Below are 24,699 nucleotides of genomic sequence, written 5' to 3'. Positions count from 1 at the left end.
CATAGGGGCCCCGGCCAAACACATCCACCCAGCCGGGCACACCCACCAAACCCCCGGGCTCGAAAGCCGAGCACACCCACCCAGCCGGGCACCACCAACAAAACCTCAGGCGCCAAACCAGAACCGCAGCCGAGGCCACGCCTCAGGACGCGCCAGCAGACCCCGCAGACCCCGCAAGTCCCACAGCACCCGACTCACCCGCATCCACCTTGGTGAAGCGCAGCTTCCACGGCATCGCCGCCGATTCCACCTGCACGGCGAAGCTCATCTTCGACTGCCCCTCGGTGCGCTCCTCGAACCGGATCGGCACCTCCGCGATGCGCATCCCCAGCCGCACCACGCGGTGGTTCATCTCCACTTGGAACGCGTACCCGTTGCTGCGCACCGAGGCGATGTCGATGGCGCGCAGGGCGTCCGCGCGCCACGCCTTGAACCCGGCGGTCGCGTCCTTCACCCCGAGCCGCAGGATGGTGTCCACGTAGAGGTTCGCCCACGCCGAGAGCGCCTTGCGGTGCCACGCCCATTCGCCCGCGACGGACCCGCCGTCGACGTAGCGGGAGCCGAGGACCACGGCGGCGTCGGTGGTGGCGAGGGTTTCCAGCATCACCGGCACGGCTTCGACCGGGTGCGACAGGTCGGCGTCCATCTGCACGACGACGTCGGCGCCTTCGGCCAGTGCCCTGCTCATCCCGGCGACGTAGGCGCGGCCCAGGCCGTCCTTCTCGGTGCGGTGCAGGACGCCCACGGTTCCCGGTGCCGCTGCGGCGAGCCCGTCGGCGACCTCGCCGGTGCCGTCGGGGGAGTTGTCGTCCACCACGACGATCCCGAGGTTCGGCACGCCCAGCCCGGTCAGCAGTTCGACCACCTTCGGCAGGTTCTCCCGCTCGTTGTAGGTGGGGATGACAACCGTGACCTTCGGAGTGCTCTCTGCCATGAGTGTTTGCCCTCGCGCCCTTCTCCCCGGCTGTGGTGGCCCGCGCAGACCACTCCGGACACGGTATCGGATCGCGCCGACCGCGTTCACCGACCCGGGAACGGCGCGTCGGGTGGTGCGGTCCGCCACCGGGGCGCGCTGTCGTTGATCGTCCTCAAGCGACTGTCGGTGCGGGACTCGGTCGGGTCAGCCGCAGGGGACGTCGAGCCAGGTCTTGGCGCCTGCGCCGGTTCGGACGGTGTCCAGTTGGGTGAGGAGGGTGTCGAGGTTGCCCGGTTCGTCCACGAACCTCAGCACCGCCCGGTAGAACGCGGTGCGCATGGTGGCGGGCATCAGGTCCGCGCCGTCGAAGCAGAGCGCGTCGTCCGAGGTCAGGATGCCGGTCACCTCGGCGCGGGTGCCGGTGCGCCCGGTCGAGCTGGACAGGGTGCGGCTGGCGGAGTAGGCGCCGTCCCGCGCCCAGGTGCCCTGGGCGGTGTCGGAGGCGAGGAACGCCACCAACTGCCGGGCCTGCGGGCTGTCGCGGAAGATCGCCGCCAGGTCGGCCGACACCACCGAGGCCGGGGCGACGTCCGCGAGCGGGGGGAACCTGGTGAAGGCGTAGGAGTGGCCGTTGAGGTAGCCGACGTAGGCGCCGGTGATGAAGGACGCCTGGTGGTCGAGCCAGCAGCTCGGCGGGGTGCTGAACAGCCCCCGGCCCGCGTCGTCGTAGTCGGTGAGCAGGGCGGTGCCCGGTCCGCCGCTGACCGCCCCGCCGATCAGCTCGCCCCAGGTCTCCCAGGCGGCGCGCACCCGGGGGTCGGTCCAGGCGAGCGCGCCCGCCGTCCACGCCCGGTAGGCCTCGGGGCCCGCCTGGTGCAGCAGGATGTCCTCGATCCAGTCCGTGCCGGGCCAGCCGGAGTCCGGCACGCCCGCCAGGCCCAGGCACCAGGCCTCCGATCTCGACCGGCTGAACGCGCGCAGTTCGGCCGCCGTCTTCGGCGGGTTCGCCAACCGGCTCGGGTCGTACCAGAGCGCGCTCTTGAGGTCGACCTTCACCGCCACCCCGAACCGGTTCCGGGTGCCCACCTGCTCCAGTTGCGACCACTGCTCGCCGACCACCGCCGCCCGGGCGGGGAACACGTCGTCCAGCGGGGTCAGCGCGCCCGCCCGCGCGTACCCGGCCAGGTCGCCGGGGCTGGGCAGGATCGCCACGTCCGGTGGGGTGCCCTTGCGCACGTCGGACTGCAACACCTGGGTGATGGCGCGGGTGCCCACGAATTCCACGCGGATGCCGGTGGCGTCGATGAAGGCCGCGAGCACCTTCTCGATCGTCGCCCGCTCCGGGCCGCTCGCCCACGCCGCCATCACCACCAGGGTCTTCTGGGCGCGCACCGCCGAGCACCCCGCCACCACCAGCAGCACAACGGCCAGCCCCGCCGCGAATCGCCTCACCTGGCATCTCCCCGGGGTCGGAAGCGGTATTCCAGCAGGTACCTCGACAGCGCCGCGGTGCTGAGCCCGACCAGCAGCACGAACGCGCCGCCCGCGGCCCAGGCGAGCCGCCCGGTGTCGGCGGCCCGGTCGAAGCGCTCCGCAGCCTCCCTGCCGTCGCCGGTGATGGCGCTCTCCGACGTCGGGTCGGTCGGGGCGGCGGGCTCGGCGGTCAGGTCGGCCACCGCCACCGCGCACCGCGGGCAGTCGGCCGGGAGCAGCGACTTGAGCGTCCGCGCGCCTTCGGCGACGTGGGTCCGGGTCCGCTGCTCCCAGGCCACGGCCGTGCCGCGCAGCGTGCCGGTGCCCTCGGTCAGCGCCGTGCCCGCCCCGGTGGCCCACCCGGCGCCCAGGACGGCGAACGCCACCGCCACCGCGGTGGCCGCCAGCAGCCCGGGGTCCAGCGTCCGCCGGAACCGGGTGCCCAACCAGACCTGGGTGCCGACGAGCGCCAGCAGCAGCGGGACCGTGCCCAGCCACCACCACAGCCCCACCCGGACCCCGGCCGAGTCGTCGAGTCGCTGCTCGTCCAGCACCCCGCCCAGTTCGTCGAGCACCTGGGCGGCGAGGCGGGCGGCGTAGACCAGGTCCGCGACGACGGCCCGGGTCGGTTCCCCGGCCACCCGGTGGTTCGCGTCGGCCTGCTCGACCGCCCCGATGTAGGCGACCAGCAGGCCCTCGGCCACCTGGAGCCGGTCACCGGTGGCGGTGGCGCTCGCGACCCTGGTCAGGCTCTGGCTGACCGCGGCGATCCGGTCCTGGTACCGCTCACCGGGTCCCACCAACCCGGCCTGCCCGGAGGCGAACGCGGTCAGCGCCTCCTGGTGCGCCTCGGCCAGCGCCGACCGGGCCGCGGCCAGGTCCTGCACGGCGGGGCCGGTCCGGTCGCGCACGGTCTCGGTCGTGCTGCTCAGCCGGTCGTAGAGCCACCAGGCGGAGCCGCAGGCGGTGGTGGCGGTCAGCACCAGGGACACCAGCAGCGCCCACAGCGCCCGCCTCGTCGTGCTCACGCCCGCTCCGCCGCTCCGGTGCCGCAGCCCGCGCAGAACAGGTGGTTCGGGGCCAGTGGGCCCGCGCACCCGTGGCAGGCGCGCGGGGGACCGGTGGCCGCGGGCGGCTCGGACCGCTCCGGGCGCACCCGCGGCGGCCGGACGCTGTGGGTCGACCTGACCCCCAGCCGCAGCACGTCCGCCGCCGCGATGTCCGGCCGCAGGCGCACCTCGCCGTCGACGACCTCGACCAGCCGCTCCAGCAGCCGCACCGCCCCGGTGTTGCCCAGCCCGGTCGCCAGGGCCAGCGCCTGCCCCCACTCGCGCCGGGCCGCCTCGTGGTCGCCGTGGTCGTGGGCGTCGTAGCCCGCGATCATCGCCGCGCTCAGGTCCGCCTGCCCGGTGTAGTGGCTGACCCCGGGGTCGACGTGGCTCGACCGCTGCACGTCGTCGGTCCAGCACATCAGCACCGGTCGCGCGGTCGCGCCCGGTGCCGGGGGCACCAGGTCCAGCGACGCGGCCAGCAACTGCTCCTCGACGTCGTAGCCGGTCGGGTCCAGGTCGAGCCGCAGGTGGTACTCGCGCGACTCCGCGCCCCAGGCCCCGGTCGGGTACTCCGCGCCCGACCCGTCCGCCGCGGGCACGCCGACGAGGTCCGCGGTCGCGGGGTGCACCTGGCGCAGCAGGCCCACGGTGGCGAACCCGGCGGTGCGCACCCGCAGCCGCAGGTCGGGCACGGTGCGGCCGAGGGCGGTGCGCAGGATGGCGGCGAAGTCCTCGGTCAGGTCCGCCGCGGCGCGCACCGAGTCCGCCGTGCCGTGCGTCGCCTCGGCGATGGCCCGCACGTCCTCGGGGTCCCAGTCGGTGCCGATGCCGCGCGCGTCGCAGACGAACCGACCGCGCACCTCGGCCAGGGCGCGGGTCAGCTCGCCCGCCCGCTCGGTCTGGTTCTTGCCGTCGGTGAGCAGGACCGCGTGCCGCACCGCGCCCGGCCTGCCCGACAGCAGCGCGTCCGCCGCCCGCAGCCAGGTGCTCATGGCCGTGCCGCCGGACGCGGTGAGGTGGCGCACCGCCGACTTGGCCGCGGCCCGGGTGCCGGGGTCCGCGCGCACCAGCTCCGGTGCGCCGGGGAAGACCACGTCCGCCCGGTGGGTGCCCGCGACCACGGCGAACCAGCTCCCGTCGGGCAGGGCGTCGATCCCCGCCGCGGTGGCCGCCCTGGCCGCGGCGATCCGGGTGGGGTCGGTCGGCTGGTCGCCGTCGCGGTCGCACATCGACCCGGAGCAGTCGATGGCGAACACCACCGCCGACTCCACCGACCCCGCCGCCGCGCCGACGGACCCGCCGCCGGTGATCCGCAGGACGGCGTGCAGCTCGGTCGCCCCGCGCGCCAGGTGCGGCCAGTGGTGCACGGCCAGCTCGAACCCCTCGGTCATCTGCGACTCCTCAGCCAGGTGCGCGGGCCCACGGCGTAGGCGCGGTCGAGGAACAGGCCCAGGGCGTCCGCGTCCCTGGCCTGGCCCGCGAGGTCGCGGTAGCAGCGCGCCAGCTCGGCCGCCGCCGCGCGGGCCCGGCCGGTGCTCTCGTACTCGGCCTCGGCGAGCACGGTGCGCAGCCGCTGCCTGCCCGGCCCGTCCGCCTCGCCGCCGTCGAGGTAGAGCCGCCCCAGCAGCTCCGCCGCCGCGGCCAGGTCGGCCCGACCGGGGTAGCCGCAGCTCAGGTGCCCGGTGAGGACCAGGACCGCGGCCGTGCCCGCCGCCTCGCTGTGCGGCGAGAGCCGGGGCACCCGCCGCAGCGCGGCCACGGCACCGGCCCGGTCCGCCCGCTCGCCGTGCCGCAGGCACACCCTGGCCAGCCCGAACGCCGCGCTGCCCGACGTGCCCTCGACCAGCGCCACCGCCGTGTACAGCCCGCGCGCCCGGTCCAGGTCGCCCGCCAGCTCGGCGCAGTAGGCCAGCGCCAGCTTCGGCGCGGCCTCCCCGGGCAGCTCGGCGTGCACCTCGGTGAACCGGTCGTGCGCCGGTTTCCGCTCACCCCGGGCCAGCCCGAGCAGACCGCGGTGCCAGGCGGCCTGCCAGCTCGGCGCGGCGGGCAGCGCGGCGACCTCGTCCAGCTCCGCCTCGGCCCCCTCGTCCTCGCCCACGGCCAGCAGCGCCCGGCAGCGGGCGAAACCCTCCTCGGCGGTGGCGGTCGGGGCGTTCAGCGCGGCCAGCAGCTTGCGCGGGTCGGCGTCGAGGATGGTCGGGTCGGTGACCGGCACCGGCAGCAGCGGGACGGCCGCGGCGGGCGCGGGCAGGCCGGGGTCCAGCGGTTCGCGGGTGGCCCGGTCCGGGCGCGGGCGGGTCCACCGGTCCAGGCCGGGCAGCGCCCCGAGGCCGGCGTCGAGCAGGCCCGCGGCCGGGCTGAACCGGGTGGAGCGGGTGACCCGGGGCTTGCCGTCGCGCAGCGCGGCGACCTGCCCGCGCACCTTGCGCAGTTGCTCGGCCAGCTCGCGCGCCGAGGCGAACCGGCGGTCGCGGTCGGGGTGCGCGGCGCGGGCCGCCAGCAGCTCGAACGCGTCGGTGCCCACCCGCACCCGGTCCGCGTCGTGCTCGGCGCACGCGCGCAGCAACCACTGGAGCGTCCTGCCGACGGTGTGGATGTCGGAGGCGACGGTCGCCCCGTGCTCCTCGATCTCCTCCTCCGGCACCCGGTAGCCGTCGGTGTGCACGTCGTCGCGGTCACCGATCCGGCGCACCCCGCCCAGGTCGATGACCTTGATCCGGCTGTCGCCCGGCCCGCCGCCACCCGGGCGCAGGATCACGTTCTCCGGCTTGAGGTCGCAGTAGACCAGGCCCCGCCCGTGCAGGTAGTCCAGCGCGGCCAGCACGCGCAGCCCGAAGGTCGCCACGTGCTCGGCCCGCAGCGGCTCGTCCGGCAGCCCGCCCGCGCCGATGTCCGCGAGCGTCAGCCCGGGCACGTAGTCCATGACGATGTAGTCGTGCTGCTCCCCGGTCGCCGGGTCGCGGTGGGCGACGAAGTTGTGGATGCGCACGATGTTCTGGTGCTCGACCGTGGTCAGCATCCGCCGCTCGGTCTCGGCCAGCTCCCGGTGCGCCGGGTCGATCAGTCCTTTGAGGACGACGATGTTGTCGTCGAGGTGCCGGTCCTCGGCCAGGTAGAGCCAGCCCAGGCCGCCGTGCGCGAACGGCCCCAGCACGTGGTAGCGGTCGTCGACCACCGCGTGCCGGGTCAGCGTCGGCCGGAAGGAGAACCGCGTGCCGCACCGGGTGCAGAAGCCCGCCTCCCGGCGCGGCAGGCGCTCGCGGCAGGTGCGGCAGTGGTGGGTGGTGTCGGTCGCCCGCAGGTCGGGGCGGATGCGGCTGGTCGGGTCCGGGAAGGGGAAGGTGGGCAGCGCGAGCGGGTCGGCGTCCGGCCGGGGCGCGGGCGGTGCGGGCGCGGGCGGGCGCCTGCCGCAGCGCAGGCAGTGGCCGGTGGTCGGGTCGACCGCCTTCGCGCAGTCGGCGCAGGGGGTCATCGGTTCCCCTCGATCGCTTCGCGGACGGCCCTGCGGTAGGCGGAGACGGCGACGCGGGAGCGGGCCAGGTCGGAGTGGGCCAGGTGGTGGGCGGCCTCGCGGTAGCGGGTGTCGAGGCCGACGTCCTCGGCGAACCCGTGGTCGACCACCTGGGCGCGGGTGGCGTCGAGCAGCCCGCGCAGGTCGGCGCGCTCGCGCCGGGGATCGGGCCGCTCCCACCCGGCGCGGCGGTGGTCGGGGGGTTGGGCGGTGCCGAGTGGTCCGCGCGTGCCTGCGTGCCCGCGGTGGCCTTCCCCCTCGGCGTGTCCGTGGTCGCGAGCGTGGACGCCGTCGAGCGGCCCGTGCGGGTCGACGCGTTTGGACTGGTGGCCTTGCCCCACGGCGTGTCCGTGGTCGCGGGCCTGGGTGCCGTTGTGCGGTTCGGGCGGGGCGGCGTGCTCGTGGCGGTGGGGTGCCGTCCCGGGCTGTCGGTGGCCGGGGGGCCGGGGGGCGTCGAGTGGTCCGTGCGGGGCGGTGCGTTCGCGGTCGAGCCGGTCGCGTTCGGCGCGGACCGCGCGGTGTGCCCTGGCGATGTCCGCCGCGCAGTCGTCGAGGTCCACCTGTGCCCCGGGGGACAGGGCGGGGCGCAGGGAAGCGGCCCGGAGCCTGCCGGGTGGGGCGCCGACCTCCCTGGCCAGCCGCAGCAGGTCGGCCTCGGCGGCGGCGAGGGCGCGCAGGTCGGCGGTGTGCTGGGCGCGGCGGGCGGCGGTCCCGCCCGGCTGCCTGCCCCGGGTGCGGGTGGCCAGGCCGCTGGGCTCGCGGAAGCCGAGGATCAGCCGGGAGCCGCGGGCCGCCAGCGGGTCCAGCACCCCCGCCAGCAGCCGCTCCGGGTCGTGGGCGAGGTCGACGCCGTCCACCGCGAGGGTCATCGGCGGGGTCTCCAGCCGCACCTGCCGCACCGGGTCGTCGCCGACCCCGGCCCCGGTGCGGCCCAGGACGCGGGTCGCCACCTCCACGGCGGTCCGACCGGTGGCGTCCACGGCCAGGTCGATGCTGTCCAGCGGGGGAGCGCCCGGTCGGCCCGGGTGCGATTCCCGGCTCGACCCCACCACGGCCCGGCGCAGCGCGTCGACCTCGGCGCCGACGAGGACCAGCACGCTGCCGCCCGGCTTGTGCGCCAGCCAGTGGTTGAGGTCCACCCGGTCGCCGCCGTCGGCCGGGCCGCTGGTGAAGGAGGCGTCGACCGGGGGCTCGGACTCGACCCAGCGCTTCGCCCCCGGCAGGTGGCGGCCGATGGTCTCCACCGGGATCATCCAGGCCAGCCCGGACTCGCCGGTGTGCCTGCCCACCACGATGCCCAGCACGTCACCGTGCTCGTCGTCGAACACCGCCGCCCCGCTGAACCCCGCGGTGATCCGCCGGTCGCCGAGGGCGTCGAGCTGCACCCACTCCGCCCCCGGCCCGGCCGCGCCCGCCAACCGCGCCGACGCCCACACCCCGTGCTCGGTGCCGCGCGGGAAGCCGAACGCGCACACGGTCCGACCGCGGTACGGCGCTATCCACCGCAGCACCGCCCCGCCTGCTTCCCGGACCGTCCGGTCCAGCGGCAGCAGGGCGACGTCGCCGCGCTCGTCGGGTTGCGGCGGCACGGTCCAGCCGGGCGCCACCCGCGCCCGCACCGACACCCCGGCGATCGGCAGCTCCACCACCACCGCGTCGACCCCCTCGACAACGTGTGCGCAGGTCAGCAGGTGTGTGCCGCCCAGGACGACCCCGGCCCCGAGTACCTGCCCGGTGTCGTCGCGGACCCGCGCGCACCAGGGTTCGTCACCCGCGTCCGCGCTCGGCATGCCGTGACCATAGTCACCCCCGTACGGTCCACGGACCCACTCGGAGCCGCGTCGCCCGATCGGATCAGTCGGGTTCGCGCCCCGGTGCCGATCCGGTCCACAGTGGATGGACAGGTGCGGGCGGGGTCCCGGCGCCCGGCGTCACCCTGGCAGGACCCGGGTGAGGAAGTCGTCCGCCAGGTCGGCGATGAGGGTGGTCGGGCGGTCTCGGCCGAGGGTGCCCACCAGGGTGGGGAACGGGGGCAGGTACAGCGGGGCGTCGGTGAAGGTGAGGTGGGTCGATCCGGGGACTTCGATCCGGGTGCCGTCGGAACTGAGGGACAGCGTCCTGGTCATCGCGGTGCCGAACTCGTCGTTCGGGTCTGTCGGGTGGTGCGCGATCAGGACCGGGGGGTACCTCGTTTCGCCCGCGGAGTAGGGGTATCCGTCCAGGTCGATCACGGCCTTGAACCTGGTGTCCCGGCCCGCCGCCATCAGCGCCGCCCCGCCGCCGAGCGAGTGGCCGGTGACGGCGGTCCGGTCGAGGGCGAGCCGACCGGCCAGGACCGGGTCGGCGACGTCGAGGTCCTCCAGTTCGTCCATGGCGAATCGCAGGTCGAGGGCGCGGGTTTCGGCGCACCGCTGCGCTGTCGCCCGGTCGGCCTCGTCGTCGCCGGTGGCGGCGACCGCCGTGTGCACCGCTCGGCCGTCCGCCAGCACCACCACGGCGGAGTCGAGGGGGTGGTCCATGCCGATGACGACGTATCCGCGTGATGCGAGTTCTTCTGCCCAGGCGGTGTTCTGCGTGCGGACCCCGCCCAGGCCCGGGGAGAACAGCACCAGGGGGAACCGGCCGCGCGCGGCGGGGGCGTCCGGTGTGGACGCGGTGGTGGCCCGGGGCAGTCCGTCGAGGAGGAAACCGGGCAGGTCGAACAGGGCCGCCAGCCCGTCGGCCACCACTGTGGACTCTGCGGTGGTGGCCCCGAGGTACGGCGAACGCGCCCCGGTGGCCGCCGCCGCCGGGTACCAGAACTGGGCCACGACCACGCGGGCGGCGCCGTCCGGGTCGGTGCGGGTGCGGTCGGTCCACTGCCGGGTGGTCGTGCCCACGGCGTACTGGCCCGTCGGGGTGGGGAACTCCGGGACCGGCAGCGCCCAGGACGCCGCCGGGCCGAGTGCCGCCACGAACACCACCGCGGCCGTCCCCGCCGCCGCGATCCACGTGCGCACCCGCCGTCCGCGAACCGCGCCCACCAGCAGGGGTGTCGTCAGGACCATCGCGGCCAGCACCGGCACCATCTGCCACCGGACACCGTGGACCAGCAGGACCACGACCGCGACCAGACCCGATCCCGCTGCCCAGAGCGCCACCGGCCCGCGCACGCGTTCCGGTGACCAACGCGAGGACAGCATCACCAGGGCGCACCCGATGACCACGAGTTCAACCGGGTCCAGGCCCAGCCATCCGTTCATGCGGCAAGCCTGCTCGACCCCGCGCCCCGCCCGCGTCACTCCCAGGACGCGGTGCCGCATACGACCACAGGATGATCGCGGCCCGGTCGGTTGGGGTCCCGGGTCACCGGGCGCCGGGACGGTGATCAGAGGTTTTTCCGCAGCACGTCCCAGTCGGAGGCGCACAACCCGCAGTCGGTGCCCACGAACTGGGCCCTGCTGGTGAGGTCGCCCTTGAGCTGCCACTTGAGCCAGTGGCCGCCGACGCGGCCGAACTCGCCGCCGTTGGGCTCGGAGAAGGTGCCGAAGTGGCCGACGTCCAGGTTGCCCATGAAGGCGGGCAGGCCCGCGGGCAGGCGCCGCCAGTCGTCCATCGCGTTGGGGTGGGCGATGTCGCTCGGGCCGCCGATGAAGTAGGCGATCGGGGCGTGCAGGCGTTGCAGCAGCCCGTTCTGGGCGTCGTCGAGCAGGCCGCTGTTCCACAGGACCGTGGTGGTGATCCGCGGGTCGTCGGCCACCTCGTAGGTCTCGATGCCACCGCAGGACTGGCCCATGACGGCGACCTTGGTGGTGTCGATCCTGCCGTAGTACTTGCTGGTCCGGCGGGAGTTCTCCGCCACCGCCCAGTCGATGGATTCGGTGAGCATGTCGGAGTCGGTCGAGCCGGAGCCGCCGGGCCTGCCGTTGGCGATCACCAGGAAGCCGTGCGAGGCCCACTCGGTGAGGATGTTCTCGAACCAGGTGCCGTCCGCCCGGCAGGCCCCGTTGCCCCACGCCACGATCGGCAGCTTGACGCCGGTGGGCAGGGTGTTGGGGCGGTAGATGGTGTGGTTGGTCAACCGCAGGGTGGTCTCGTACCCGGCGGGGTGGGGGCCCGAGCCGCCGAGGGCGCCCGGTGGCGCCGGTGCCGCGGTCGCGGCCCCGGGGAACAGCGTGCCTGCCAGGACGAGGATGCCGAGGAGCGCACTTCGCAAGCGCATGGTTTCTCCGTTGTTCCGACGAGAAGCGGACGAAGACGAGGTGCTCGGAACGGTATCCTAACGCTTGTGATGTTTTCTAGTGTCGAGGTCTCGCGGGCGCGAAAACTCCCCGCCAGGGGTGAAAGGCGGCTGGGTGCGCGGCGATCCGATCAGCTCGTCAGGCCGGTGATCCGGTACTGCATCACCCGGTAGTTCTGCGCGTCGTACCACTGGCTCACAGTGATGTGGAAATCGGCGAAGGTGGAGCCGGGGACGACGAAACCGCCGTAGGGGTGGGCGACCGCGGTGCCGGTTTCCTTGCCGGGGGCGGTGGCGGTGATCATCGTCTGCTCGGGGGTGGTGTAGAGGTTCGACGTGGGCAGGGCGAAGACCTGGGCCCTGATCGACACCGGGTCCAGGTTGAGCCACGTCAGCGCGTACTTGCCGCCCATGGCGCGGAAGCAGATCTCGCCCCACTCGCGTTGCCTGGCAACGGTTGTGGGCGGGTTTCCCCAGCGCCACGCGCCGTCGGCGAAGCCCCACGGCTCGTACGCGGCCGGTTCGCCGACGCGGGCGTGCGGGACCCGGTGCAGCAGCAGGCCCGAGCTGGTGTCGCGGTTGAACGCGGTGGACAGCACGTAGCAGTAGCCGTCCTGCGCCACCGCGTAGGTCTTCTGCTGGAACTGGCCCGCGTGCTGGTTCCCCGGCCACTTGCACAGGTACTCCCAGGTGTTGCCGTTGTCCCGGGAGCGCCAGAGGTCGCTGTGCTCGGTCTGGTGGATCACCCCGCGCATCAGGTGCAGGTACATGGTGTCGCCGATGGTGAACGCGTCCGAGGGGATCGCCGTGCTGTTGCCGCCGGGGAGGGGGATGTGGTCCTCCGGCACGAGTTGCTCGGCGTGCGCGCCGCCGACGCTCCCGGTGACCAGCAGGGCGTCGGGCGCGCCGTCCGGGCAGCGCAGGGCGATCGGCGCGCGCCAGTCGGCGGCGCCCACGCCGCTGCCCGCGAAGGAGTCGCCGCACACCAGCAGGACCGAGCCGTCCGGGCAGCGCACCGGGATGCCCAGGTCGGTCCACGGCGCGGCGAAGGCCCCGGTCTCCTCGGGGCCGGTCAGGTCGCGCACCTTCCGGCCGCCGACGGCCGCGGGGGCGTCCGGCGGTGTCACCTCGTCGGTGCCCGGCACCGGGGCCACCCCGGAGGCCCCGGCGGTGCCCGGCAGCGCCACCGCCCCGGCCGCCGCGAGCGCGCCGCCCACCCCGATCCGCAACGCCGACCGCCTGCTGACCTGCCGCACTACCGCCTCCTCGGCCCTGTTCCCCCGACCTCCGGAGTGCGGTGCGCACGCCCGCAACCGCTGACCCGGTGCCCGAGGTGACCAATTTTTCCCAGTTGTGGCCGCTGTGTGCCAGCCATGTCACCCGGTCTCGCCGAACGGGCACGATCTCCCCGTACCGCCCCGAACCCGGCGAGGACCACACCATGCTGCGACCGCTCACCGCCGTCCTCACGGCACTGCTCGGCACCGCCCTCGCCGCCGCTCCCGCGGCGGCGGCCCCGGCGATCCCCGGCCCGCTCGGCACCGGCTTCCTGCCCGCCGCCTGCGGCGTCCCCGCGAACCGCGACGTCGCCGTCACCCGCAAGGTCTACGAGGTCGGCCAGCGCCGCGGCGTCTCGGCGAAGGTCATGCTCGCCGGGTTCGAGGCGGGGTGGGTCGAGTCGCACATGAACAACCTCGGCTGCGGCGACCGCGACTCCCTGGGGGTGTTCCAGCAGCGGCCGTCGCAGGGCTGGGGCAGCGCGGGGCAGATCCTCGACGTGGGCTACGCGGCGAACAAGTTCTTCGAGGTGGCCCAGCAGTTGGAGCCCGCGTACCTCGGCAGCACCGCCGGGCAACTGGCCCAGGCGGTGCAGCGCTCGGCGTTCCCGGAGCGCTACGACCAGGCCCAGGGCATCGCCACCGCCCAGCGCGACGAGGCGTTCGCCCCCTACGGCCTGATCGGGGACAAGTACGCCGCCCTCGGCGGGGCGGGCGGGGTGCTGGGGCCGCCGATCCGGGCCGAGGCCGACGCCCGGCTCGGCGGCCGGTTCACCCAGTTCCGCAACGGCATGATCATCTGGCACCCCGGCGCCCCGCCCTGGGCGGTGCACGGGGTGATCCTGGAGCGCTACTGGGCCACCGACTCCGAGGTGCGCTGGGGCTTCCCGACGATGGACGAGCTGCCCGCCGCCGCGAGCCCGGTCGGCACCCGGGGCCGGTACCAGTACTTCGAGAAGGGCCTGTTCCTGTGGTCGCCCGCCACGGGCGCCAAGGCCGTCCACGGCGCGATCCTGGGGGCGTTCGAGGCGGGCGGCCGGGAGCGGGCCCTCGGCTACCCGGTGACCGAGGAGGTCGCGCGCCCCGGCGGCGGCTTCGACCAGACCTTCGAGTCCGCGGTGGTCCACTGGACCCCGGCCGCGGGCACCTGGATCACCCCGAGGTAGCGGCCAGCAGCCAGTCCAGCGCGGCCGGGTACTCGCGGAGCACGGACACGTGCCCGTCGTCCGGCCGCGACCACGCGGTGGCCCTGGGCAGCAGCCCGGCCAGGTGGTCGGCGTGCGCGGGCGGCACCACGCGGTCCCGCCCGCCCTGCACCAGCAGGACCGGTGCGGTGATCGCGGTCAGGTCGAAACCCCACGGGTGGGCGAAGGCGACGTCGTCGTCCACCAGCCCGTCGGGGCCCGCCGCACCCGCGCGCTGGGCGTCCGCGCCGAGGGCCGACCACGGCCCGGCCAGCAGTTCGTGGTCGGCCGGGATGAAGCTGTCCGGGTCGAACTGCTCGGTCTCGGCGAACCGCGCCCTGGCCGCCGTCCCCTCTACGGCCGCGCGCAACCCGCCGGGCGCGACCATGCCCGCGAACCAGTCGAACCCCGCGTCGCGGGGCGCGATCCCGGCCAGGCACACGGCGGCGGGCACCCGGTCGGGCAGCAGCGCCGCGCACGCCAACGCGTGCGGACCCCCGCCCGAGGCCCCCACCACGGCGAACTCCCGCACCCCGAACGCGTCCGCCACCGCGGCCGAGTCGCCCGCCGCCGACGCCACGTCCCGCCCCGCCACCCGGTCCGAGCCCCCGTACCCGGGGCGCCCGTAGGACAGCACCCGGATGCCCCGCTCCGCCGCCGCGGCCAGCACCGGCTCCAGCAGCGCCCCGGTCTGCGGCGACCCGTGGTGCCACATCACCACCGGGCCGCTCCCGCCTGCGGGACCGCTGTCGTGCGCGCGGACGACCCGTCCGCTCCCCACCCGCACCGCTCGCGATTCGATCACCCGGTCACGCTACCGACACCCACCGACAGAATCGTCGCCCATCTATAACCATGGTGTATACACATGGCGTGTAGTGGGCGCGGGAGGCGCTCGCGTCCGACGATCGACGGGGTGGACATGCCGGACATCGATGACCTGCTGAGCACGGTGTGGATGCTGTTGGACCGACCGCTCGTGGCGGTGGGCCTGGTGGCCGGGTGCGTGCTGCTCGGCGCGGGCGCGCTGCTGGGCGCCCGGCGGTACGGGTGGCGGCCGGTCCCGGCGCTGCTCGCGGGCCTCGGCGCCGCGCTGGTCCTCGCGGTCACCCTGTCCCGCAACCGCCCCGACTTCGCCTCCATGCCCGGGGTGGTGTCCTACGGGGAACCGTTCTGCATCCTCGACGGCGTGTCCCTCACCGGCGGTTACGAACTGCTCAACGTGCTGTTGTTCATGCCGTTCGCCTTCTTCGCGGTGATCGCCACCCACCGCCCGCTGTCGGTGTCGGTGGTGTCGGTGGTGTCCAGCGCCGGGATCGAACTCGCCCAGACCCTCACCGGCCAGGGGGTGTGCGAGACCCAGGACTTCCTGCACAACGCCATCGGCATCGTCGCGGCGGCCGTGCTGGGGGCCGCCGTGAACACCCTCGTCGGCAGCGACCGGCGGGTCGACCGGGAACCGGTGCGGCACGGGTGAGCGCCGGGACGGACGTGGGGCCCGTCCCGGCTGCCCGTTCACGTCCGGTCAGGCGGGGCGCAGCGCGCTGCCCACCGGTGCGGTGTGCGCCCGGCGGCGCAGGGAGCTGTCCGCGAGGGCGGGCGGGCTGTAGTAGCTGTCGGCCCGGTTGAGGTCGGTGCCCGGTGGCACGATCTCGTCGATCCGGTCCAGCACGTCCGCGGGGAGGACCGTGTCCGCCCCGGTCAGCAGGCTCTCCAGTTGCCCCATCGTGCGCGGGCCGGTGATCACCGAGGTGACCGCGGGGTGCGCCAGCACGAACCCGACCGCCAGGTGCGGCAGCGGCAGGCCCGCCTCGGCGGCCAGCTCCGCCAGCTCGCCCACCGCCGCCAGCTTGCGGGCGTTCCCCGGCAGCGACGGGTCGAACTTGTGCGCCTCCGTCGTCGCCCGCCCGCCGGTCACGTCCTCGGCCCGGGTGTAGCGGCCCGACAGCCAGCCAGCCGACAGCGGCCCCCAGGTCAGCACGCCCATGCCGTACTTCTGCGCGGTGGGCAGCACGGCCGCCTCGACGCCGCGGGCCAGGATCGAGTACGGCGGCTGCTCGGTGCGGAACCGCACGTGCCCGCGCCGCTCGGCGACCCACTGCGCCTCGACGATCTGCTCCGCCGGGAAGGTGGAGCTGCCGATGGCGCGCACCTTGCCCGCGCGGACCAGGTCGCTGAGCACCCCCAGCGTCTCGTCGATGTCGGTGTTCGGGTCGGGGCGGTGGACCTGGTAGAGGTCGACGTGGTCGGTGCCGAGGCGGCGGAGGCTGTTCTCCAGCTCCCGCACCAGCCAGCGCCGGGAGTTGCCGCCGTGGTTGGCGTCCGGCCCCATCGAGCCGTGCCCCTTGGTGGCGAGCACCACGTCGTCGCGGCGGCCCTTGAGCGCCTTGCCGACGATCTCCTCGGACTCGCCGTCGGAGTAGATGTCGGCGGTGTCGACGAAGTTGATGCCCGCCTCCAGCGCGCGGTGGATGATCCGCACGCCCTCGTCGTGGTCGGTGTTGCCGATGGCGCCGAACATCATGGCGCCGAGCGCGTACTGGCTCACCGAGATGCCGGTGCCGCCGAGAATCCTGCGCTTCATGGGTGGTGCCCTCCAACTGCCGGTTGCTTCCCCACCACCCTGCGCCCGGCCGCGCGGGCGCACCAGGCACGGTTCAACCTGGGCCTGGCAGAACCACCCGCGGATAATGGACGCCATGGGTCACGTCGAGAACGAGGTCACGCCGTTCCTCAAGTCGCGCCGGGCGGCGCTCGACCCGGCCGCCCTCGGCCTGCCCGACGGCCCGGTCCGCAGGCGCGTGCGCGGCCTGCGCCGCGAGGAGGTCGCCGCCCGCGCGGGCATCAGCGTGGACTACTACACCCGCATCGAGCAGGGTCGCGCCCCGGCGATCTCCGAGGCCGTGCTCGACGCCGTGGCCCGCGCCCTGTGCCTGACCGACACCGAGCACACCTACCTGCGCAACATCACCCACCCGGGGCGCCGCGCGGCCATCGGGGTGTGCAGGCCGGTCGACCTGCCCCCGGTTCGCCCGCAGCTTCGGGAACTGCTCGACGCGCTGGCCGACCACGTCCCCGCGGTGGTCTACGGCCCCGGCACCGACCTGCTGGCCTGGAACCGCCTGGCGGCCCGGCTGGCCTTCGACTACGACGCCCTGCCCCCGGCCGAGCGCAACGCCGCCCTGATGCTGTTCCGCCACCCCGACGCCAGGGACTTCTTCCCCGACTGGGAGCAGGCGGCGGCGAGCACCGTGTCCGGGCTGCGCGCCGAACTCGGCAGCCTGCCCGAGCACGGCCGGGTCAACCAGGTGGTGTGGGGCCTGCGCGAGTCCAGCCCGGACTTCCGCCGCCTCTGGGACGCCCAGGACGTCGTCGACGGCCCGCACGGCGTCAAGCGCATCAACAACCCGGAGGTCGGCGAGCTGCTGCTGACCTTCGGGGCGTTCAACGTCCCCGCCGAACCCGGTGTGCGGCTGTGCACCTACACCGCGCCCAAGGGCTCGCCGACCGAGGAGCGCCTGCGGCTGCTCGCCACCGGCCTGACCGCGGGCGCGGTGTGATTAGTTCCGCCGCTCCGCCCGATCCGGAATAACCCGGGCGACCGCGGTCGCTGTCCTGTGGGGTCACCAACTCCACAGCGAAGGGTCCGCATGGAACAGGCAGCTCTGCACCCGTCCCCACCCGAGCAGTTGGCAGAGTCGCCAACCGGTGCCGCGCGCGTGCGCGTCATCTTCGTGCTGGGCGCGCTGATCGCGCTCGGCCCCCTCACCATCGACATGTACCTCCCCGCGCTGCCCGCCCTCGGCGAGGACCTGTCCGCGTCGTCGTCGGCGGTGCAGCTCACCCTGACCGGCACCCTGCTCGGCCTCGGCCTCGGGCAGTTGGTCATCGGCCCGCTCTCCGACGCCTTCGGCAGGCGGCTGCCGCTGATCATCGGCACCGCCGTGCACGTGCTGGCGTCGCTGCTGTGCCTGGTCGCGCCGAACGTCGTCGTGCTCGGCCTGCTGCGCACCCTGCAGGGCGTGGGCGCCGCGGCGGCCGCCGTCGTGGCGCTGGCCGTGGTGCGCGACCTGTTCACCGGGCGCGCGGCGGCCACCATGATGTCGCGGCTGATGCTGGTCATGGGCGCCGCGCCCATCCTGGCCCCGTCGCTGGGCGCGGCGATCCTGCTGACCGGCTCGTGGCGCGGGGTGTTCGCCGCGCTGGCCGTGCTGGGCTTCGCGCTGATGCTGGTGGCCGTGTTCGCGCTCAAGGAGACCCTGCCCCCGCAGCGCCGCCGCACCGGCTCGTTCGGCCCGGTCCTGCGCACCTACCGCTCGCTGGTGACCGACCGGCAGTTCGTGGTGCTGGCCCTGGTCGCCGCCCTGGGCATGTCCGCGCTGTTCTCCTACGTGTCGGGCTCCTCGTTCGTCCTCCAGGGCACCTTCGGCCTCGACCAGCAGCAGTTCGGCCTGGTCTTCGCCATCGGCGCGGTCGCCTTGATCGGGGCGTCGCAGGTCAACGTCGTGCTGCTGAACCGGTGGTCGGCCGAACGCATCGTGCTGTGGGCGCTGGCCGCCGCCACCGCCTTCGGCGCGGTCCTGGTCGCCGTCGCCGCCACCGGCCTCGGTGGGCTGATCGGCTTCCTGATCCCCCTGCTCCTCCTGCTCGGCGCGGTCGGCTTCGTCCTGCCCAACGCCCCCGCCCTGGCCCTGTCCCGCCACGGCGAAGCCGCGGGCACGGCGGCGGCGCTGCTCGGCGCCACCCAGTTCGGCCTCGGCGCGCTGATCGCCCCACTGGTCGGCGTCCTGGGCAACGACGCCCCGGCCATGGCGCTGACCATGACGGCGGGCGTCCTGATCGCCTGGGCCGCCCTCGCCGCGACCCGCGTGCGCACCCGCCGCGCGGAGGTGGCGGTGGCCTGACCTCCCGGCCCCGGCTGGTACCACCCGCGTCACCCTTGACCAGGGGGACGCGGGTGGTTCCGCGTTCTGCGGGACTCGGCTCACGGGTGGAGCCGAGTGAGTGTGACGCACACCACTTCGATCGGAGAACCGTTCCGGCTCGGTGGTCGTCTTGCCGGTTGTGGACGAGGAACAGTTGGTGCGGGCGGTCGCCAGGGGTGACCGCGCGGCCTTCGAGGACCTCTACCGGCGGACGGCGCCGTGGTTGACCGTGCGGTTGCGCAGGCGGTGCTCGGACGACCAGGTCGTGGCCGAGGTCGTGCAGGAGACCTACCTGGCGGTGTGGCGGGCGGCCGGGTCGTTCGCCGGGTCCGCCGTGGACGGCACGGCGGTCGGGTGGCTGTGGGCGATCGCGGCCCGCAGGCTCGTCGACGCGTTCCGGCGGCGGGCGCGGCAGGAGAGGCCGCTGCCACCCGCCGAACCGGTGCCCGCCGCCGAGGACGAGGTCCTCGCGGGCACCTTCGACGACGCGGTTGGCGGGGCGCTGCGCGACCTGGCGCCGGACCTGCGCCAGGTGTTGCAGGCGATGGTCCTCGACGGGCTGACCGTCCGGGAGACCGCCGTCCTGCTGGGTGTCCCCGAGGGCACCGTCAAGACCCGCGCCCGGCGGGCCCGGATCGCCCTGCGGGAGGCACTGTCATGACCGAACACGCCCCGGCCGACCTGATCAGCCGCTACGCCACCGGCGCCGCCCTGCCCGCCGACCGCCTGTGGGCCCTCGAGGCCCACCTGGAGACCTGCGGCACCTGCCGCCTCCGCCTGGCCGACGCGGCACCGCCGCCGGTGACCGCGCTGACCGAGTCCGTGTGGGCCACCCTCGACCCGGCCACCCGCGACCCGGCAGCCGTTCCCCGGGCGCCGGGCGCCTGGGAGGCGGCTGACGGCGAGAAGGCTGCTCGGGGGGTGGCTGCCAGGGGGGCGGCTTCCGGAGAACAGGTGGCCGGGGGAGTGGCGTGGCGCAGGCGCGTTGTCGTGCGGCGTCGGTTCTCGCGGTGGGCGGTGCCGTCGTTGGTGCCGTGGCTGGCGATGGCGGTGTTCGTGGTGTCGGGGGCGCTGCTGCTGGACCTGATCGCGCCCGGGGACTCCGCGCCGTCGTTGCTGCTGCTCGTCGCGCCGGTGGTGCCGGTGCTGGGGGTGGCTGGGGCGTGGTCGCGGTACCTGGACCCCGCGCACGACCTGGTGGCCTCGACCGCCCGGGCGGGGTTGGAAATGGTGCTGCGGCGGACGTTCGCGGTGTTGCTGGCGGTGTTGCCCGCGCTGTTCGCGGGCGGTCGGGTGACCGGGGCATCGCCCGCGTACTGGTTGCTGCCGAGTCTGGCCGTCACCGCCGTGGCGCTCGCGCTGGGGAGCGTGATCGGCGTGCGCCTGGCCGCGCGGGTGACCGTGGGGCTGTGGGTGGTGCTCGTGATCGGGCCCGCCGTCGTGGTCGGGGGCGTGCCGGTCGTCCTCGGGGTGTGGGTGGTGTGGGCGGCGGCGCTGGTGGGGGGCGTTGCCGTGGTGGCTCTGCGTTCCGCGCGTTTCGCGCAGCTCTAGGACTTCCGGATGGAGGAGGACATCGTGCGAGCGGTACCGGCGGCGGAGGTCGCCCCGACGAAGTACGCCTGGCAGGTGCGGGCGGAGGGCCTGCGGGTGCGGGCGGGCAGGCGGGTGGCGGTCGACGGCGTGGACCTGCGGCTCGGGTGCGGTGTGCACGGGCTGCTCGGACCCAACGGCGCGGGCAAGACCACGCTGATCCGTTGCCTGGCAAGCGTCCTGCGGCCCGTGGGCGGTGAGGTGGAGGTGCTGGGGGAGCCGCTGACCGGGCGGGGTGACCTGCGGGCGGTGCGGCGGCGCCTCGGGTACCTGCCGCAGGACTTCGGCCACTACAAGCGGTTCACGGTGCGGGAGTTCGTCGAGTACATGGCCTGGCTCAAGGAGGTGCCCGGCCGGGAGGTCGCGGGTGCCGTGCAGCGGGCCGTGGAACGCGTGGGGCTCGCCGACCGCGCCGATGACCGCCTCAGGTCGCTCTCCGGGGGCATGGTCCGCCGCGCGGGCATCGCCCAGGCGATCGTCAACGACCCCGAGCTGCTGCTGCTCGACGAACCCACGGCGGGCCTGGACCCCGGGCAGCGGGTGCGGTTCCGCGAACTCCTGCACGAGCTGGGCACCGACACCTGCGTGGTCGTCTCCACCCACCTGGTCGAGGACGTCGCCGCCGCCTGCTCCGACGTGGTGCTCGTCGCCGCGGGCAGGGTGGTGTTCCAGGGGACCCCGGCCGAACTCGCCGCCGAGGGCGGTCCGGACGACGTCGGCGACAGCCCGATCGAGCGTGGCTACTCGGCGCTGCTCGGGGGTGCCTGGTGAGGGTCCTCGGCATCGAACTGCGCCGGTCTGCGGCGCCCGTGCTCGGCGGGTTGGTCGTCGTCCTCCTGCTGGGGCTGCTGTTCTGGTTGCCCCCGGCGGGCAAGGGCAGCACCGCGTGGACCCGGCAGTGGTGGTCCATGGCCGAGTGGGTCCGCTACGCGCTGGTCTTCGCCTGGCCGCTGACGGCGGGGGCCGGGGCGGTGCAGGGGTTGCGGGACCGGCGGTCCGGCGTCGAGGAGCTGTTCGCGTCCACGCCGAGGCCGCGGGCGCAGCGGGCGGCCCGCACCCTGGCCGCGTTGGCGGTCGCGCTGCTGGTGGCCTACCTGGTCGTGGTGGTCGTCGGTGGGGTCCAGGTCGCGGCGAAGGCGGGTCACCTGGGCCTGGGGTGGGTGCCGGTGGCGCTGGTCGGCCTGCTGTCGCTGGTCGCCGCCGCGTGGTTGGGGATGGGGGTGGGCCGGTTGCTGCCGTCGCCGCTGACCCCGCCGTTGCTGGCGGTGGGCGCGATGGCGTTGATGGTCGTCGCGGAGGCGGCGGGGGACGAGGGGTACCCGTTCGTCCTGTTGCGACCCTCGGCGACGCGCCCCGGGAGCGTGTTCGCGCACACCGCCGGATCGGTGAGCGCGGGGCAGGCGCTGTGGTTCGGCGGGATGGCGGTGGCGGGGGTCCTGCTGTTCGCCCTGCGCCGGTGGTGGTCGGGTGTGCTGCCGCTGCTCGCCGGTGCCGCCCTGGCCCTTCCACTGCTCCCCACGACCTCGGCCGAGGCGACCGCCGCCGACCCGGCAGCCGCCGAACTCGCGTGCGCCGACGGGCTGTGCCTCACCCGGGCGCACGAACGCGAACGCGCCGCCCTCGCCGGTCCGGCCCGCGAAGCCCTGGCCCTGCTGTCGAAACTCCCCGCACCACCGGCGGAGGTCCGCGAACTCCCCAACCCGGTCCGCCCCGAACCCCGGGGCCCGGAACCCACCGACACGGTCTGGCTCGACCTCGACGACCTCGTGTACTTCCGCTCCACCCCACTGCCCGCGATACGCATCACCGAACTCCTCGTCGAGGGCGCGGGCACCCGGGAGTGCAACGCCCGTGACGGTTTCCCGGACCGGGAGGTCGTCGCCCGCGCGGTGACCACCGCCTGGCTGACCGGCCACCTGACCCCGTTGCGCAACTACCTGGGCGAGGAAGACCCGGAGCTGAACCCTTTGGCGCAACAGGCGTTGACCACCCTGAACGCCCGCCCCGCCGCCGACCAGCGCGCCCACGTCGAAGCCGCCCGCCAATCCCTCGCCGCCTGCACCGGCACCGCGTGGACGGCCCTCACCGGGGAACCCGCGTGACCCGCCCGCACCCGGCGTCTCCGGCGAGGATCGCCTCTGGTCGCCGGGAGAGGACCCGCGCGCCCGGCGGCGGTCGCCGGAGGAGAGCAGGCATGAGCCGTTGGCCGCTGCTGTACGCCCGTTCCCGCCGCATCCCCGCGGCGGTCGTCGCGGCGGTCCTCGGCACGGTCGGCGTCGGCCTCCTCGCGGGCGACGCGGGTGATCCCCGCCTCGCCGCCCTGGCCACCGCGCTGGGCGCCGCCGCTCTCGCCACCAGCCTCGGCAGCGCCGACCCGGCACTGGACCGCACCGCCGCCTTCGCCTGGCCGCCCCGCCGAGCCGCCCACCTGCTGCTCGGCGCCGCGCTCCTCGCCGGGCTGCTCCTCCTCGCCGCCCCCCTCGCCCCCGAGGGGGTCCTGCTGCGCGACGTCGCGGGCCTGACCGGGCTGGGCGCGCTCGGCGCCACCGCCTTCGGGGCCGACGCCGCGTGGTCGCTCCCGGTCGCGTGGGCGGCGCTCACGCTGGTGGTGCCCCCCGCCGGGGGCGGGATCGGCTCGGTGTTGACCTGGCCCGTGCAGCCCGCGGCCTGCACCGCCGCGTCCGCGACCGCGATCACCCTGGGCTGCACCGGGTTGCTGGTCCACACCGCCCTCGGCTGCCGCCGTTGACCTGCCCCTGCTGGACCGGAACCCGGTGGAGGTGGTGGACCGCGAATTCGACGACATCATCGATTTCGAGCAGGAGGACGGCCCCGGACGTCACGCACCTGTTCCGCGAGCACTGAGGTGGGCCGGGGGAGCGGCCCCGGCCGCCGCCACGCGCTCGCGCAGTTGGCGCCTGCCCGCGACGCCCAGTTTCGAGTAGATGTTGTGGAGGTGGTACTCCACCGTCTTGGTGGTGATGTAGAGCTGGGCCGCCACCTCGCGGTTGGTGTGGTCGAGTGAGACCAGGTGCGCGATCTGGCCCTCGCGGCGGGAGAGACCGGCCAGTGGGGACGCGGCGGGTTCCCGGTCCCCGCCCAGGTGGCGGCGGACGCGGTGTTCGAACGGTGTGGCGCGCAGGGCCGTGAACCGGTTCAGGGCGCTGCGCAGGAAGGGGGCGGCGGCGGTGGTGGCGCCTTCCCCGGCGAGCCTGGTGCCCAGGTCGGCTTCCAGCAGCGCTTGGGCGAACGAGTGCGGGTGCGCTCGCCGGGCCAGTTCCGCCACGCGGGCCTTCGTTCCCGTGGGCACCCGCTCCGGGGTCAGCGCCAGTTCGAAGCGGAGCAGGGTCGGCCGGAGGTACTCGGTGGCGTGGGTGCGCAGGGCGGCGAGGTGTTCGGCCGCCTCGTCCCGCCTGCCGGTGCCCAGCAGGGCTTCCACGAGCAGCGGGCGCCACCACAGGTGCCACCAGACGTGCGTGCCGTCGGGGTCGTCCCCCGTGAGGGGGTGCAGGGCGGTGAGCATCTCGGCGGGCAGGCCGCGGGCCTGGTGGAGGGTGGCGGCGGCGATGGCGGCGTACTTGCGGTCCTGCGGGCCCGCGGCCCGTTCCGCGCTGCCGCGGGCGGCCTTGACGTGCGCGGTGGCGGTGGCCCAGTCGCCGCGGCCCGCCGGGACCAGGGTGGCCACCATGTGCCGGAGGGCGCGGTGGTGCGGTTGTTCGTCGTCGTCGGCGAGGGAGAGGGCCTGGTGGACCAGGACCGACGCGCGGTCCCACTCGCCGCGGGCGTAGTGCAGGGCCGCCAGGTACGAGTGGGGTGTGGTGCCGGACATGAGGTGGCAGCCCGCGCCGTGGTGGCGGATGGTCGTGGTGAGGTCGTGCTCGGCTGCGGTGAAGCGGCCGAGCATGGTGCGGATCGCGCCCCGGCAGGCCAGCGAGTCCAGCCGGTCCGGCGGCACCTCGGCCGGGTCGGCGGGCAGGTCGTCCAATTCGGACAGTCCGCCCGCCATGCCGTCCACCCGGCACCGGGCCACGGCCAGCAGCACGGTGGTGAAGTCGGCCAGCCGCACCGGCAGCCCGCCCAGCCGCAGCGCGTGCCGGGTGTGCTCAAGGGCCTCGCGCCCCCGCCCGGACCAGACCTGCGCGCCGGACAGGCCCGCCGCGGCGACGGCCTCCACCCAGTCCCCGCTGCCGCGCGAGCGGTCGAGGGCGGCCGAGAAGTGCCTGCGCGCCGCCAGCCAGTCGCCGGTGCCGAACAGCGCGATCAGGCCTGCGGTCAACGAGCGCAGCGCGGACTCCGCGCAGCGCTCGACCTCCGGCAGCAGGGCCCGCGCCGCCGCGCGGTCGGGGCCGCAGGCGGCGTGCACGCCCGAGAGCAGCAGGCGGCGCTCGTGGTCGGCGCGGACGGTGCACAGGTCGGCCGCCCACCGCGAGTACCGCGCGGCCAGCAGGTGGTGGCCCCGGTCCGCCGCGCGCGCGGCGGCGTCGTCGAGGTCCGCCGCCAGGTCGGGGTCGGCGCCGGTCGCGGCCGCGACCCGGTGCGCCCAGTGGCTCGC

At 75.1% G+C, this 24,699-nt stretch carries 21 protein-coding genes; 9 read left to right on the top strand and 12 right to left on the bottom strand.

Annotated elements, in window-relative coordinates:
- Positions 1-142: 142 nt before the first annotated feature.
- The 9 genes from UO65_RS32715 to UO65_RS32675 form a co-directional block, all read right to left on the bottom strand.
- On the bottom strand, positions 143-934 hold the full coding sequence (locus UO65_RS32715; protein WP_052022124.1) for a polyprenol monophosphomannose synthase: 792 nt from the start codon (positions 932-934) through the stop codon (positions 143-145).
- 186 nt (positions 935-1,120) lie between these two features.
- On the bottom strand, positions 1,121-2,368 hold the full coding sequence (locus UO65_RS32710) for an ABC transporter substrate-binding protein (protein ID WP_035290789.1): 1,248 nt from the start codon (positions 2,366-2,368) through the stop codon (positions 1,121-1,123).
- On the bottom strand, positions 2,365-3,417 hold the full coding sequence (locus tag UO65_RS33925; RefSeq protein WP_052022122.1) for a hypothetical protein: 1,053 nt from the start codon (positions 3,415-3,417) through the stop codon (positions 2,365-2,367). The genes UO65_RS32710 and UO65_RS33925 overlap by 4 nt, the downstream gene beginning before the upstream one ends.
- Complete coding sequence (locus tag UO65_RS32700) at positions 3,414-4,832, bottom strand: VWA domain-containing protein (RefSeq protein WP_052022121.1); 1,419 nt, start codon at positions 4,830-4,832, stop codon at positions 3,414-3,416. The genes UO65_RS33925 and UO65_RS32700 overlap by 4 nt, the downstream gene beginning before the upstream one ends.
- Positions 4,829-6,913, bottom strand: coding sequence for a serine/threonine protein kinase (locus UO65_RS32695; RefSeq protein WP_052022120.1), 2,085 nt, complete (start codon positions 6,911-6,913; stop codon positions 4,829-4,831). Before UO65_RS32695 ends, UO65_RS32700 begins: the two co-directional genes overlap by 4 nt.
- Positions 6,910-8,742 carry a trypsin-like peptidase domain-containing protein gene (locus UO65_RS33920; RefSeq protein WP_052022119.1) on the bottom strand — a complete coding sequence of 611 codons (1,833 nt, stop codon included), beginning with the start codon at positions 8,740-8,742 and terminating at the stop codon, positions 6,910-6,912. The genes UO65_RS32695 and UO65_RS33920 overlap by 4 nt, the downstream gene beginning before the upstream one ends.
- Before the next feature lie 141 nt (positions 8,743-8,883).
- On the bottom strand, positions 8,884-10,194 hold the full coding sequence (locus UO65_RS32685; RefSeq protein WP_052022118.1) for an alpha/beta hydrolase family protein: 1,311 nt from the start codon (positions 10,192-10,194) through the stop codon (positions 8,884-8,886).
- Between the two features lie 125 nt (positions 10,195-10,319).
- Positions 10,320-11,153: a poly(ethylene terephthalate) hydrolase family protein gene (locus tag UO65_RS32680; RefSeq protein ID WP_035290787.1), complete on the bottom strand. Its 834-nt coding sequence runs from the start codon at positions 11,151-11,153 to the stop codon at positions 10,320-10,322.
- Between the two features lie 149 nt (positions 11,154-11,302).
- Positions 11,303-12,427, bottom strand: a complete 1,125-nt coding sequence (locus UO65_RS32675) for a DUF4185 domain-containing protein (protein ID WP_035290785.1) — start codon at positions 12,425-12,427, stop codon at positions 11,303-11,305.
- Positions 12,428-12,612: 185 nt separating this feature from the next.
- Between UO65_RS32675 and UO65_RS32670 the strand changes: the two genes are divergently transcribed.
- Positions 12,613-13,614 (top strand): LGFP repeat-containing protein, encoded by a 1,002-nt coding sequence (locus UO65_RS32670; protein WP_035290783.1) that lies wholly within the window; start codon positions 12,613-12,615, stop codon positions 13,612-13,614.
- Here the strand turns inward: UO65_RS32670 and UO65_RS32665 are convergent.
- Positions 13,601-14,437, bottom strand: coding sequence for an alpha/beta fold hydrolase (locus UO65_RS32665; protein ID WP_035290781.1), 837 nt, complete (start codon positions 14,435-14,437; stop codon positions 13,601-13,603). The two genes, UO65_RS32670 and UO65_RS32665, sit on opposite strands and share 14 nt — an antisense overlap.
- 117 nt (positions 14,438-14,554) lie before the next feature.
- Here UO65_RS32665 and UO65_RS33915 point away from each other — a divergent pair, with 117 nt between their 5' ends.
- Positions 14,555-15,109: a VanZ family protein gene (locus UO65_RS33915; protein WP_233427938.1), complete on the top strand. Its 555-nt coding sequence runs from the start codon at positions 14,555-14,557 to the stop codon at positions 15,107-15,109.
- A gap of 48 nt (positions 15,110-15,157) precedes the next feature.
- On the opposite strand, the gene UO65_RS32655 is transcribed toward UO65_RS33915, so the two are convergent.
- Positions 15,158-16,216, bottom strand: coding sequence for an aldo/keto reductase (locus UO65_RS32655; RefSeq protein WP_035290779.1), 1,059 nt, complete (start codon positions 16,214-16,216; stop codon positions 15,158-15,160).
- A 115-nt stretch (positions 16,217-16,331) separates the two neighbouring features.
- Here UO65_RS32655 and UO65_RS32650 point away from each other — a divergent pair, with 115 nt between their 5' ends.
- The 7 genes from UO65_RS32650 (at position 16,332) to UO65_RS32620 (ending at position 22,896) form a co-directional block, all read left to right on the top strand.
- Positions 16,332-17,192, top strand: coding sequence for a helix-turn-helix transcriptional regulator (locus tag UO65_RS32650; protein ID WP_035290795.1), 861 nt, complete (start codon positions 16,332-16,334; stop codon positions 17,190-17,192).
- 90 nt (positions 17,193-17,282) lie between these two features.
- Entirely contained in the window at positions 17,283-18,536 is a 1,254-nt protein-coding gene (locus UO65_RS32645; protein WP_052022116.1) for a multidrug effflux MFS transporter, read from the top strand.
- Between the two features lie 151 nt (positions 18,537-18,687).
- Positions 18,688-19,218 carry an RNA polymerase sigma factor gene (locus tag UO65_RS32640; protein WP_084176458.1) on the top strand — a complete coding sequence of 177 codons (531 nt, stop codon included), beginning with the start codon at positions 18,688-18,690 and terminating at the stop codon, positions 19,216-19,218.
- Positions 19,215-20,108 carry a zf-HC2 domain-containing protein gene (locus UO65_RS32635; protein WP_035290773.1) on the top strand — a complete coding sequence of 298 codons (894 nt, stop codon included), beginning with the start codon at positions 19,215-19,217 and terminating at the stop codon, positions 20,106-20,108. The genes UO65_RS32640 and UO65_RS32635 overlap by 4 nt, the downstream gene beginning before the upstream one ends.
- Positions 20,109-20,132: 24 nt before the next feature.
- The gene (locus tag UO65_RS32630) at positions 20,133-20,918 is read left to right on the top strand and encodes an ABC transporter ATP-binding protein (protein ID WP_200873525.1); all 786 of its coding nucleotides are present in this window, start codon (positions 20,133-20,135) and stop codon (positions 20,916-20,918) included.
- Positions 20,915-22,249, top strand: coding sequence for a hypothetical protein (locus UO65_RS32625; RefSeq protein ID WP_052022115.1), 1,335 nt, complete (start codon positions 20,915-20,917; stop codon positions 22,247-22,249). The genes UO65_RS32630 and UO65_RS32625 overlap by 4 nt, the downstream gene beginning before the upstream one ends.
- 92 nt (positions 22,250-22,341) lie before the next feature.
- Positions 22,342-22,896 carry a hypothetical protein gene (locus UO65_RS32620; RefSeq protein WP_035290769.1) on the top strand — a complete coding sequence of 185 codons (555 nt, stop codon included), beginning with the start codon at positions 22,342-22,344 and terminating at the stop codon, positions 22,894-22,896.
- A gap of 90 nt (positions 22,897-22,986) precedes the next feature.
- On the opposite strand, the gene UO65_RS32615 is transcribed toward UO65_RS32620, so the two are convergent.
- Positions 22,987-24,699 (bottom strand): helix-turn-helix domain-containing protein (locus UO65_RS32615; protein WP_035290767.1); only part of this gene is annotated, 1,713 nt, incomplete at its 5' end.

The organism is Actinokineospora spheciospongiae (assembly GCF_000564855.1).
Classification (GTDB): Bacteria; Actinomycetota; Actinomycetes; order Mycobacteriales; family Pseudonocardiaceae; genus Actinokineospora; species Actinokineospora spheciospongiae.
This window is presented reverse-complemented; position numbering and strand designations above follow the sequence as displayed.